Origin of the sequence: Limnospira sp. PMC 1279.21, assembly GCF_032349615.1 — a bacterium.
GTDB lineage: Bacteria > Cyanobacteriota > Cyanobacteriia > Cyanobacteriales > Microcoleaceae > Limnospira > Limnospira fusiformis.
Window position 1 is genome coordinate 1 of record NZ_JARPLU010000596.1, and the last position, 300, is coordinate 300.

At 48.0% G+C, this 300-nt stretch carries 2 pseudogenes; both read left to right on the forward strand.

The window, feature by feature from the left end:
- Positions 1 to 190, forward strand: a pseudogene (locus P5683_RS26135) (hypothetical protein); the annotation flags it as partial.
- Positions 123 to 300, forward strand: a pseudogene (locus P5683_RS26140) (hypothetical protein); the annotation flags it as partial. The pseudogenes P5683_RS26135 and P5683_RS26140, both read left to right, overlap by 68 nt.

The window sequence follows — 300 nt, forward strand, 5'->3', positions numbered from 1 at the left end:
AATGGTTGAGGACATCCTCGCCATCCTCCACTGCTTCAGTTCCCGATTATACGGAGTGCGTAAATACAAAACTCAGGTCAAAGAAGATCCGGATTTACCCCAGCCCCGAGCTAAATCAAGTCTGGCGCAAATGGTTGGCCGCTTGTCGGTATTGCTACAACCAAGCAATTGCATTATCCCGGAGTGGTAAACGACTAAGCAAACTGAAATTACGCAACGAAGTGATGCAGAGCGACTTGCCTGCATGGGTCAAAGAAACACCCTGCCACATTCGGCAGAATGCTATCTTTGATGCCTATT